At 60.9% G+C, this 12,109-nt stretch carries 10 protein-coding genes and 2 riboswitches; all 10 genes read right to left on the bottom strand.

Going from position 1 to position 12,109, the window contains the following annotated elements:
- Positions 1–38: 38 nt before the first annotated feature.
- Entirely contained in the window at positions 39–914 is an 876-nt protein-coding gene (gene rfbA / locus BM234_RS12185; protein ID WP_092065364.1) for a glucose-1-phosphate thymidylyltransferase RfbA, read from the bottom strand.
- Positions 911–1,768, bottom strand: a complete 858-nt coding sequence (gene rfbD / locus BM234_RS12180) for a dTDP-4-dehydrorhamnose reductase (protein ID WP_092065362.1) — start codon at positions 1,766–1,768, stop codon at positions 911–913. Before rfbD ends, rfbA begins: the two co-directional genes overlap by 4 nt.
- On the bottom strand, positions 1,765–2,799 hold the full coding sequence (gene rfbB, locus BM234_RS12175) for a dTDP-glucose 4,6-dehydratase (protein ID WP_092065360.1): 1,035 nt from the start codon (positions 2,797–2,799) through the stop codon (positions 1,765–1,767). Before rfbB ends, rfbD begins: the two co-directional genes overlap by 4 nt.
- Positions 2,796–3,362, bottom strand: a complete 567-nt coding sequence (gene rfbC / locus BM234_RS12170; protein ID WP_092065358.1) for a dTDP-4-dehydrorhamnose 3,5-epimerase — start codon at positions 3,360–3,362, stop codon at positions 2,796–2,798. The genes rfbB and rfbC overlap by 4 nt, the downstream gene beginning before the upstream one ends.
- 200 nt (positions 3,363–3,562) lie before the next feature.
- Positions 3,563–4,348: a DUF2793 domain-containing protein gene (locus tag BM234_RS12165; RefSeq protein WP_092065356.1), complete on the bottom strand. Its 786-nt coding sequence runs from the start codon at positions 4,346–4,348 to the stop codon at positions 3,563–3,565.
- A 107-nt stretch (positions 4,349–4,455) separates the two neighbouring features.
- Positions 4,456–7,305, bottom strand: coding sequence for an aminomethyl-transferring glycine dehydrogenase (gene gcvP, locus BM234_RS12160; protein WP_092065354.1), 2,850 nt, complete (start codon positions 7,303–7,305; stop codon positions 4,456–4,458).
- 22 nt (positions 7,306–7,327) lie between these two features.
- Positions 7,328–7,687, bottom strand: coding sequence for a glycine cleavage system protein GcvH (gene gcvH, locus BM234_RS12155; protein WP_092065352.1), 360 nt, complete (start codon positions 7,685–7,687; stop codon positions 7,328–7,330).
- An 18-nt stretch (positions 7,688–7,705) separates the two neighbouring features.
- Positions 7,706–8,830, bottom strand: coding sequence for a glycine cleavage system aminomethyltransferase GcvT (gene gcvT, locus BM234_RS12150; RefSeq protein ID WP_092065350.1), 1,125 nt, complete (start codon positions 8,828–8,830; stop codon positions 7,706–7,708).
- Between the two features lie 68 nt (positions 8,831–8,898).
- Positions 8,899–8,965: riboswitch (glycine riboswitch) on the bottom strand.
- A gap of 1 nt (position 8,966) precedes the next feature.
- Positions 8,967–9,052, bottom strand: a riboswitch (glycine riboswitch).
- Between the two features lie 43 nt (positions 9,053–9,095).
- On the bottom strand, positions 9,096–10,712 hold the full coding sequence (locus BM234_RS17800) for an NTP transferase domain-containing protein (protein ID WP_092065348.1): 1,617 nt from the start codon (positions 10,710–10,712) through the stop codon (positions 9,096–9,098).
- Complete coding sequence (locus BM234_RS12140; protein ID WP_092065346.1) at positions 10,709–11,707, bottom strand: XdhC family protein; 999 nt, start codon at positions 11,705–11,707, stop codon at positions 10,709–10,711. Before BM234_RS12140 ends, BM234_RS17800 begins: the two co-directional genes overlap by 4 nt.
- Positions 11,708–12,109 lie beyond the last annotated feature (402 nt).

The following is a 12,109-nucleotide window of genomic DNA, read 5'->3' as shown; positions in this document are numbered from 1 at the left end:
GAAGCGCGCGCAGGTATCCCCACAGCATTGCGGGGAAGTCACGCTTCGCGGAGCAGGCCTTTGAGATAGGTGCCGTAGTTGTTCTTGCGATACCGTTCGGCCTGCTCCGCAAGATGCTCCGCACTTGTCCATCCAAGCTTGAACGCGATCTCATCAAGGCACCCAGTTTGCAGTCCTTGCCGCTGTTCGAGCGTCCGCACGAAGTTGCCCGCATCGAGCAGGCTGGCATGTGTACCGGTGTCAAGCCACGCAAAGCCGCGACCCATGGTCTGCACGTTGAGTTTGCCCGCCTCGAGATACATCTCCAGAAGCGTCGTGATCTCAAGCTCGCCACGCGGCGAGGGGGCGACTTCGCGTGCCAGCTTCGGCGCGTCGGCGTCGAGGAAGTAAAGCCCCGTCACGGCATAGTTGGAAGGCGGCACCTCCGGCTTTTCGATGATCTTCTGTACCTGACCGTCTTGATCAAATGCGACGACCCCATAGCGTTCCGGATCGGCCACGTGATAGCCGAAAACGGTCCCACCCTCAGTCTCATCGGCCTGTTTTAGAAGTTCAGGCAAGCCGTGCCCGAAGAAGATGTTGTCGCCCAGGACCATGGCCGATGGCGACCCGTCCAGAAAATCTTCGGCGAGAATAAACGCCTGCGCCAGCCCATCGGGAGAGGGCTGTACGATGTAGGTGAAAGAGATGCCCCACTGGCTGCCGTCGCCAAGAGTGCGCTGAAACTGCGCTTGATCTTCGGGCGTGGTGATCACCGCGATGTCCCTGATGCCGGCGAGCATGAGCACCGAAATCGGGTAATAGATCATCGGCTTGTCATAGATCGGCAAAAGCTGTTTCGAGACACCGATGGTGATCGGGTAGAGCCGCGTTCCGGAGCCGCCAGCGAGGATAATGCCCTTGCGATTGGTCATGTCTGGGCCTTTTCGAGTTGGGTCAGGACGTGTGCGAGGCCCGCGTGCCAGTCGGGGCGCGGGATACCGAATGTCGTTTCGGTGGAGGAGCAATCGAGACGGGAATTGAGCGGACGGGTGGCCGGCGTGGGATAGGCCGACGTCGGGATGTCTTCTACGGCGCAATCAATCTTGGCTTGGGCGAAAATCTCACGTGCGAAGTCTGCCCATGAGGCATCTGGCGCGCCGCTGAAGTGATAGGTGCCGCTTTTATCGGGGGATGCGCTGAGATCGCCCGCAATGCGGAGGCAAGCGGCCGCGATATCCGCGGCGGGGGTTGGCCCGCCAATCTGATCGGCAACGATGGTGAGCTTTTTCCGCTCAGCCCCGAGGCGAAGCATGGTCTTCACAAAGTTCGTGCCGTGGGCCGAAAATACCCAAGAGGTGCGCAGGATTGCGTGAACACCACCCGCCTCGCGCACCTTCTCCTCTCCTCGCAATTTCGTTCGGCCATAGGCCCCGAGCGGCGCTGTGGGCGCATCGGGCGTTCGCGGTGTATCCCCACTGCCGTCAAAGACGTAGTCGGTGGAAATATGAACGAAGGGTATGCCGCGCGCGGCGGCCGCATGTGCCATGGCTCCGGGCGCGTGCCCGTTGATCGCTCGGGCCGCGGAATCTTCGCTTTCGGCTTTGTCGACTGCGGTATAGGCGGCCGCGTTGATCACAGCCTCCGCATCGCTTTCACGGATGATCTTGGCACAGGCGGACGCATCGGTCAGATCCACATCGGCGCGCGCAAGGAAACGGGCTTCGGGAGCCAGAGCCTTCAGTTCGGTCGCGACCTGACCCGTGGAGCCGAAGACCAGAAGTTTCATGTGCCAAGTCTCCGACCGACGCCGTCACGACTGAGGAGGGGGCGCCACCAGTCCTCGTTGTCGAGGTACCATTGCACCGTCTTCTCCAGCCCCTCGTCTACCGTCACCGATGGACGCCAGCCAAGTTCCGTCCGGATGCGGGTCGGGTCAATCGCATATCGAAGGTCGTGTCCGGGGCGATCCGTAACGAAGGTGATCAGATCGGCATGGGGCGCGCCCTCAGGGTGCTTGCGGTCGAGGATCGCGCAGATCTTTTTCACAAGATCGAGGTTCGTGGCCTCGTTCTCACCGCCGATGTTGTAGCTTCGGCCCTCTTTACCCTTTTCCAGCACCAGCAGCAACGCGTCGGCGTGATCTTCGACAAAAAGCCAATCGCGGATATTCTCGCCGCGCCCATAGACCGGAATTTTCTTTCCGGCCAGGGCATTCAGGATCACGACCGGGATGAGTTTTTCAGGGAAATGGAACGGCCCATAGTTGTTTGAGCAATTCGTCAGAACGACCGGTAGCCCATAGGTTTCGGACCACGCGCGAACGAGATGATCCGAACTGGCCTTGGATGCCGAATAGGGGCTATTGGGGGCGTAGGGTGTCTCTTCGGTAAACTGCCCTTCGGGCCCCAGCGTGCCATAGACCTCATCGGTAGAGATATGGTGAAACCGGAACCCTTCAGGGCGGCCTTTTGCTTCCCAATAGGCGCGGGCGGCTTCCAGCATATTGAATGTGCCCGTCACGTTCGTCTCGATGAACGCTGCAGGTCCGTCTATGGATCGATCTACATGGCTCTCGGCAGCAAGGTGCATGACCGCATCGGGGGCATGCTTCGCAAAAATCCGGTCCAGCGCGGGACGATCACATATGTCTGCCTTCTCGAAGGCATAGTTGGGATTGTCCGCCACCATCGCCACATTCTCAAGGCACGCGGCATAGGTCAGCGCATCGAGGTTCACGATCTCATGCCCGCGAGAGACCGCAAGCCGCACGACGGCGGACCCGATGAACCCGGCACCGCCGGTCACGAGGATCTTCATGTAGCAACTCCATACGTGAAGGGCGAAGTCCAGTCAGTAAGGTGCGGCGCCGCATCGTCCTTGCCCGAGAGCACCGGATCGCCAGTAAGGCCCCAGTCTATGCCGATATCCGGATCGTCGAAACGTACTGCGCCATCACATTCCGGAGAATAATAATCGGTGCACTTGTAGATGATTTCGGTATCAGGTTCGCGGGTCGAAAACCCATGAAGGAAACCGGCGGGAATGAGCAGTTGCCGCCCGTTTTCAAAGCTCAATTCCTCACCCACCCACTGGCCATAGGTTGCCGAGCCGAGCCGTACGTCGACAGCGACATCAAAAAGCCGCCCTCGCCCACAGCGGACAAGCTTGGCCTGCGCATGGGGCGGCGACTGATAATGCAGGCCACGGACGGTGTTCGTTTCACGGCTGAGGGAGTGGTTGTCCTGCACGAAGTCGTAGTCGAGCCCTTGATCGGCCATGCGTTTGCGATTCCAACTTTCGCTAAAAAAGCCTCGCTCATCCCCAAAACGCGCTGGAATGAGGATCAGAACGCCGAGAAGCGCCGTTTCAATGACTTCCAAGGGAAAACTCCTGAACCAAATGCTTCAGGCACCCCTTAGCAACCGCCCGTCGGCTTGTCACGTCGCGCCACCCGAACCCTCCGAGAATTTGCGCCTTCGTGCTTAATGTCGCACGCGCCGTGGGCGTTCTGCACAGGCGGCATAAAAAAGCACCCGCCGAAGCGGGTGCGAAGGTGGCAGTTGGCAGTAATTGGCAGTGTTCAGATAATGGCTTTGTTGGCACCTCGGCGCCAATTCTCTCCGTCAGAGTAGACGATCTGGGGGCCGCCATCATCATCGGAGACGAAGGCGATGCTTCCCATAGGTGCTCCGGCCGGCAGGTCCGAGATGATCGTGGGGGGCAGGCGAAATGCCCCTTGGATATTTACGGTGCCGTCCGCTGCATCGACGCGGAGCGCTTCGGACCAGGCTGATCCGTCGGCGCTGACCTTGATGGAGAAATCGTCGTTGCCGGCTGTTCCCAGTTCCGCGCGTCCCGACCACCCGGCCTGCAACAGAAGGCTGGCGGTCTCTGTCTCCTGGGCCTTGTTGATCTTGAGGTGATGGCTGCCGCCCGCGTGGCTCAGCGCGGTGGCGTCGGCGGAAACAGAAAGCCGCGTGGTGTCATCGGCCGCGGTGTTGACCCCGAGTCTGTCGGTTTCGCGAGTTGCGAGAGGTGTCCAGCTGACTCCGTCGAACCGCAGGGTCGTCCCGTTGACCTGATCATCTGCGCGCCAGCCGGGTTGCGGTGCATGAAATTCCCATCCCGTCGGCCCGAAGAGCGTTACCGCGTGATCTTGACCAGCCCACTCTCCCGTCGCACCGGAGGCCACGATATAGCGAGATCCCATTTCCGGCGTCACAGGCGGTGAGGTCAGCGCCGCGTCGACAACTGAAAGTTGGATGAGCGCGTCAAGCACCCGCAACGCCTCATTGTGCGTCACGTGCTTTTGCGCCTGCGCAGGCTGAATATAGGGAAGCTGCAGCGTGGGGGAGGTTTCGGTCATTGCGGGTCCTTGTCATCGGGGCGAAGAGCACGATCGCTTTTGGCCGCGCTCTGCCAAGATAAATCCATCCGCTGGCTTAATAAGACGGAAACCGACCGCGCGGTGCCCTACTCTGCGGCGTCGGCGTAATCCTCCATCGGTGGGCAGGTACACACTAGGTTGCGGTCGCCATAGACGTTGTCGACCCGATTGACCGGTGGCCAGTATTTGTCCACGCGAAAGGCGCCGGGCGGGAAGCAGCCCTCTTCGCGGGAATAGGGCCGATTCCAGTCACGGACGAGGTCTTCCATCGTGTGGGGCGCGTTCTTGAGCGGGTTGTTGTCCCGGTCCATCTTTCCGTCTTCAATGGCCCGGATTTCCTCCCGGATGGAGAGCATCGCATCGCAAAAGCGATCAAGCTCTGCCTTCGTCTCGCTTTCCGTGGGTTCGACCATGAGCGTTCCGGCCACGGGCCAACTCATGGTTGGCGCGTGAAACCCGTTGTCGATAAGGCGTTTCGCGATGTCGTCCACGGTAACGCCAGCACTCTTCTCAAACGGGCGCGTATCAAGGATGCATTCATGCGCCACCCGGCCCGTGGGGCCTTTGTAGAGCACGTCGAACGCCCCCTCGAGCCGCTTAGCGATATAATTCGCATTCAGGATCGCAACCTTGGTGGCTTGGGTCAGGCCCGCGCCGCCCATGAGCAGGATATAGGCCCATGAGATCGGTAACAGCGACGGCGACCCGTAGGGCGCGGCGGAAACCGGCCCCTCGGGAGCGTCGCTGTCGATATGGCCAGGGAGATGCGGCGCGAGATGTGCCTTGACGCCGATGGGCCCCATTCCGGGCCCACCTCCGCCGTGCGGAATACAGAAGGTCTTGTGCAGGTTGAGGTGGCTGACATCGCCGCCCAGATCGCCGGGCCGCGAGAGGCCGACCATCGCGTTCATGTTGGCGCCATCGATATAGACCTGCCCGCCGTGCTCATGCGTGATGGCACAGACGTCCTTGACGGTCTCTTCAAAAACACCGTGCGTCGAGGGATAGGTGATCATGCAGCCCGCCAGCGCATCGGCGTGCTTCTCTGCCTTGGCGCGGAAGTCATCGAGGTCGATATCGCCATTTTCGGCTGACTTCACCGGCACAACCTTCCAGCCGACCATTTGAGCAGACGCAGGGTTGGTGCCATGTGCGCTGTTGGGAATGAGACAGACGTTCCGGTGCCCCTCACCCTGAGCGCGATGATAGGCGGCGATTGTAAGCAGCCCCGCATATTCCCCCTGAGCGCCAGAGTTCGGTTGCATCGAAAGCGCGTCATAGCCCGTGATTGTGCAAAGCTTGGCGGAAAGGTCTTCGATCAACTCTCGATAGCCCTCGGCTTGATCGGCGGGCGCGAAAGGGTGAAGCAATGAAAATTCACGCCATGATACGGGCATCATCTCGACCGCTGCGTTGAGCTTCATAGTGCAGGACCCGAGCGGGATCATTGCCCTGTCGAGAGCGAGGTCGCGATCCGCCAACCGGCGCATGTACCGCATCATTTCGGTCTCGGCACGGTTCATGTGGAACACATCATGCTCAAGGTAGTTCGACTGTCGTTGAAGGGCATCCGGGATACGGTACTCGGCGGTCAGGTCATCGTCCTTCCGGTCGATACCGAACGCGCGCCAGACTTTTTCTATGATGCCCGAGCGGGTTGCCTCATCAAGCGTGATACCGACGCAGGTTTCCCCGACTTTCCTCAGGTTGATCCCCTCGGCCACCGCGGCCTGCATCACACCCTTCTGCAGCAATCCGACCTCTACCGTGATCGTATCGAAAAACGTGGACGGTTCGATCTTGAAACCCGCAGCCTCAAGACCGCGGGCGAGGCGGACGGTCTTGCGATGAATGCGTTGCGCTACCGCTTTGAGCCCTTCTGGCCCGTGAAAGACGGCATAGAAGGACGCCATGACGGCAAGTAGCGCCTGCGCCGTACAGACATTGGAGGTGGCTTTCTCGCGGCGGATATGCTGTTCGCGGGTTTGCAGGGCGAGCCGGTAGGCCTTGTTGCCGTGGCTGTCGATGGAGATCCCCACAAGCCGGCCGGGCATTGCACGTTTGAAGTCGTCTTTGGTGGCCATGTATGCCGCGTGCGGGCCGCCATAACCCATCGGCACCCCGAACCGTTGGGCGGATCCGACGACGATATCCGCCCCCATCGCGCCCGGCTCCTTGAGCAGGGTCAGCGACAGCGGATCGGCTGAAACGACGCCGATCGCCTTCGCCTCGTGCAGCGCGCCTATCTGTTGCGTGAAATCTCGGAGGTGGCCGAACGTGCCCGGATACTGAAAGATCGCGCCGAAAACCTCATCGGCCACAAGGTCATCGGGCGCGCCGACAATGATCTTGATCCCGAGCGGTTCCGCCCGCGTGCGCATAACCGCGATGTTCTGCGGATGACAGTTTTGATCGATAAAGAAGGCAGCCGCTTTCGACTTGGCCACGCGCTGCGCCATGGTCATGGCCTCGGCACAGGCGGTGGCCTCATCGAGCAAAGATGCGTTCGCGATTTCGAGCCCTGTGAGATCAGAAATCATCGTCTGAAAGTTCAGCAGCGCTTCGAGGCGACCTTGGCTTATCTCCGGCTGGTAGGGCGTATACGCCGTATACCAAGCAGGGTTTTCCAGAATGTTCCGCTGGATCACCGGGGGCACGACGGTTCCATGATACCCCTGCCCGATAAGCGAAGTCAGGACCTGATTCTTTGAGGAGACGACACGCATATGATAGAGCAACTCGCGCTCTGACTTGGCCTTCCCGAAATCAAGCGGCTCAGCCTGACGAATTGATTTCGGGACGGTGTCGTCAATGAGAGCGTCGAGCGTCCCTGCACCAAGCGTTTTGAGCATCGCAGCCATCTCTTTTGGCGACGGCCCGATGTGACGGCGATTTGCGAAATCGTACGGCAGGTACTCGGTCGGGGTAAATGACATGCCCGTCTCCTCTTGGTTTGTTCTAGCCGATCAACTGCTTGTAAGCGGCCTCGTCCATGTATTCGTCCATCTGGCTCGGCTCGGCGGGCTTGATTTTGAAGAACCAGCCGTCGCCGAGTGGATCTTCGTTGACGGTGCTGGGCGAATTTGTGAGCGCCTCGTTGACCTCGACGATCTCTCCGTCAATCGGGGCGAGAATATCGCTCGCGGCCTTGACGCTTTCGATGACGACAACCTCATCATCCTTCACGACCTCTGTGCCTTCTTCGGGAAGCTCGACAAAGACGATGTCGCCAAGCTGCTCGGCGGCGTGCTCCGTTATGCCCACAACGATCAGATCGTCCTCGGGGCGAAGCCATTCGTGTTCTTCCGTGAATTTCATGGAGTGCAGACCTCTCTGTCAGCGTTTGAATCTCGCCGGTGTAAAGGGCAGGGGAACAACGCGCACCGGCTGGCGCCTGCCCCTAAGATCACCATAGATCACTGTTCCGTCTGGGGAATAGTGAGCGGTCACATATCCCATCGCGACGGGCCCCTGTACCGTAGGCCCGAACCCGCCGGAGGTGATTTCCCCGATGAGATCATCACCCGTCTCGGACGCAAAGAGTTTGACCCCTTCGCGCATGGGCGCGCGCCCCTCCGGAGCAAGGCCAACGCGCTTTCGCGCCGGCCCCTTGGCCATCTGGGTCAGTATCGCAGCCGCGCCGGGAAAGCCGCCCTCCCGCGCCCCCCCCGCCCTGCGCGCTTTTTGCATCGCCCAGGTCAGACCGGCTTCGACCGGTGTCGTCTTTTCCGTGATGTCGTGCCCATAGAGGCACAGGCCGGCTTCCAGTCTGAGGGAGTCGCGTGCGCCGAGGCCGATCGGCTCCACGTCTGGATGTGCGAGCAGTTTCTCCGCCAGCGGGGCGGCATTCTCAGACGGAACTGAAATCTCATAACCGTCTTCACCCGTGTAGCCTGAGCGAGAGACCCAGCAGGTTACCCCGCCCAGCATGAGGTCGAAAACATCCATGAAGCGCATGTCGGCCGCGCGTGGGTCGAGCTGTGAGAGGACGGCCTCGGCGGCAGGGCCTTGCAAGGCAATCAGCGCCCGGTTGGTAATTTCCTCAAGCATCACATCTTGCGGGAGGTGCGCCCGAAGGTGGGCGATATCGGCGTCTTTGCAACCCGCATTCACCACCATGAAAATGTGATCCCCGCGGTTTGCAAACATCAAATCATCAAGGATGCCGCCATCGGAATTGGTGAGAAACCCATATCGTTGGCGGCCTTCCGCGAGCCCCTGCGCATCCACGGGGACAAGCGCTTCGACAGCTGCAGCGATGGTGGCGTAGTCCGGTCCTGTCAGTCGAAGCTGCCCCATGTGGCTGACATCGAACAGTCCCGCCTTGTCTCGGGTGTGTTGGTGTTCCTTGAGTACCCCTAGCGGGTACTGGACCGGCATTTCGTAGCCGGCAAACGGGACCATCTTGGCACCATTCGCAATATGCAGGTCATAAAGTGTCGTCCGTTTCAGGTCAGTCATGCCCAACTCCTGCCATCGACGGTGCGCAAGGCACCGTGCATCCTTGCGCGTTTCGCGCGCGCGATGCCCCCTCTGTCCTTTTGCCTGAGATCGTTATCCCGTCGGCGCCCCGGTTAGGGGGATCTCTCCAGAGTGCTTGGCGGCGTCGGTCCTTTGGCCTGAGAGTTTCCGGGGCGGTTGCTCCTTCGGCACCGGATGAACCGGTTCTCCCGACGACACTTTCAAGCTTGGTAGCGAAGCTGACAAAGCCGCACAACCCGGTTTCTCAACTCGCTGCCCTTGTTTTCCGCTCGGCATCCCATGCTGCCCAATCTTCGGGAGAATCCAGATCGAGCGTAGCGCCGCGACCTGGCGTCGCGACCTCCTGAAGGTACTCCGGATGCGCGATCAGGATCTCCTTCGCGCCGCGATCACCTTGCAATGCGCGCAAAGCTTCGAAGAAGCGCGCGCCAAAGAGTACGGGGTGACCGGGAAACCCGCCCTCGTCGCACGCACGGCAGATTTCCCTTTGTTCGTCTGGGCGAAAGGCCGCGATGAGCCGGTCGTGATGCTCCGCTGTCACCTCGGGCATGTCGGCAAGTGCAACGATTACCGCGTGTGTCGTAGGTTCAATGGCGCGCAAGCCAGCTTGTAGCGAAGCGGCCATTCCCAAACTCGTCTCGGGGGTTTCAATAATGTCGACGTCGAGCCCTGCCAGGGTATCTCGACGGGCTGTCTCTGCTTCTGGGACAACGACCCGCACGCGGTTGGCCCGAGATCCCAAGGCGGCGCGCGCGGAGTACCGCAACACGGCCTCGCCTTCGACCTCGCGAAGCAATTTGTCTTCGCCCCGCATACGTCGGCCCTCGCCCCCTGCGAGAAGGATCACTTCGACGCGCAAGGGTCCTTCACGTGGGGTGGCGCGGGGATGATCGCGTTGGGGGATTTCCTTGAGCAGTCCACCTACTCCCATCGCGCCAATATCGTCCGAAGTGACACGTATCCCGGCCGCCAGCCTTTCGAGTATCCAATCCGCTCCATTGAGCGCAGGAGAGCGCGCGCAGCCGGGCAAACCTACCACGGACCGTCCCTGCAACTCGCCCAACAGCAAAAGGTTTCCCGGATCCACAGGCATTCCGAACCGTTCGATCCGCCCCCCAGCTTTGAGCAAAGCCGACGGAATCACATCGGCTCGGTCCGCGGTGGCGGATGCCCCGAGAAGCAGGACCAACTCAGCACCGCACTCCGCGAGGGCTCTTGCAACGGCCTGTTCGTCGTGCGGAACCCGTATCACCCGGCCAAGAGCCATGCCCAAGCCGGCGAGGCGCCGCGCGGTGACGGCTTCCGCCTTCGACAGAAGGCCCTGCTTTATCCCCGGCACTTCCGTCAAGATGAGGTCGGCCCTGCGCAGCTGAAAGGGATGAAACCGGATCGCGCCCCGCCGCAGGAGGGAGGCCGCGCGAGCGACATCGGCACCTTCTGCGGCATAGGGTATGATCTTGATCGTCGCGGCGAGCGTGCCCGCCCCCAAACGGGCCATGTTCGGGAGGGTCGCGATCGTGATCGATTCATCGACCGTGTTCATCTCTCCGAGCGCGTCGGCGTCGACTTCCAGAAGTCCGGCGTGCGGCGCGATGAGGTTGACCCGTCCGGTGAAGGGCGCGCTGGATTCAAGGCCGTGATCGCCCAGAGCATCGGCAATCGCCGCAGCGGCGATATTCTCGTCCATGTCCCCCGGGGCAAGTGCAGCAGCTATGACCGAGGTGATGCCGGACATGCGCAGCAATGCGATGTCGTCCGGTCCGATCACCTTTCCCTTGCGGAGTTTGCGCCCGTCCGCCTGAATCGAATGGGCGAGGATGAGTCCCTGAGCATTTTCGATAGCGACCGTACCAAATTTCATGCGGTTCTCCCGGGGCGGGTGTTTGGGCGACGCAGGCGCTCCGTCATTTCCGCCATGATCGAGATCGCTATCTCGGCGGGGGAACGGCTTCCGATGTCCAGCCCCACGGGAGCGTGAATGCGAGCAATCTCTACGTCCGAGAAGCCTGCTTCCTTGAGGTGACGGACGCGCTTTGCTTGGGTTCGCGTGGAGCCAAGACAGCCGAGGTAAAACACTTCAGACCGCAGCGTGGTTTCGATGGCCGGATTGTCGAGTTTCGGATCGTGAGTGAGCGTCACAACCGCAGTGCGCGTGTCCAGCCCGTGGGCTGCGAGGGCCTCATCGGGCCAATCGTGCACGAGCGTGAGATCTGGAAACCGCGCGGGAGAGGCGAAACTCTCCCGTGGGTCGATGATCGTGACATCGTACCCCGCCAGAACCGCCATCCGCGTGAGCGGCTGTGCAATGTGGACCGCGCCTACGACGGCGAGTTTCAGCGGCGGATTATGGACCGCGTAGAAAGAGGCTCCGTCCACAAAGGAGGTGTCCGTTCGCAATCCCTGCGCCGCCTTGCCGTCATCTGGCGGCAATAGAGTGCGGTCCCAGTCGCTGAGGTTTGTGGATAGGACGATTGGGCGACGTTCGGTCCGCGCGCGCGCGAGACTCCGCAGCAACTCGGGGTCGGGCCCGTATCCGATCCCCACCGGTTCGACGAGAATCCGGATGTTGCCGCCGCAGGCGAGACCGACGGCGAAAGCATCTTCATCTGCGACGCCGAATTCCAGGATGCTGCATTGACCGGTCCGTATGGCATCCTGCGCCTCGGCGACAACGGCACCTTCGACACACCCACCCGAGACGGACCCTGCCATTTCACCGTCCCCGGCGATGGCCAGTTGGCTCCCCACAGGGCGCGGCGCGCTGCCCCATGTCTCGATCACTGTGGCGAGCGCCGCGCCGCGTCCCGCCTCAAACATCCTCAGCACGGTTTTCGTGATATCGTCGTCATCGTGCATTGTATGATCCCCGGTGGGCTTCTGCGATATTCTATCCAGTGCAATGAGATGCACGGTACTGGCCCTGCGGCCTGTTTGCCGTGCTCAGCCTCCGGCGTCAGGCCATCATGCAGCCCAATCGCCTATCTACTGTGGTGCTCTTGCCTCTCAAGACAAGAGAGGCTGCGCGAGACTGGCGCAAAATTCCACCCCATCGTGCAAGATACGACAGCGATCCCAAGGCCTATGGTTGCCACGGGCATGTGGCGAAAATCTAGCGCGGAAAAGAACGCTTGTTCGCGCTGCAGGGCCGATACGACACGTGTTTCCTCCTATGCGTCTTGAGGGGCAACAATGAGCTTGGGAATTCAGGGTTTGTTGCGGCGCGGTTTTCTGCGATCCTGCCCCAGAGGAACCGCAAGG

It is taken from the genome of Poseidonocella pacifica, from assembly GCF_900111875.1.
GTDB lineage: Bacteria > Pseudomonadota > Alphaproteobacteria > Rhodobacterales > Rhodobacteraceae > Poseidonocella > Poseidonocella pacifica.
The sequence above is the reverse complement of the archived record's forward strand: the minus strand, read 5'-3'. Positions and strand labels throughout refer to the sequence as shown.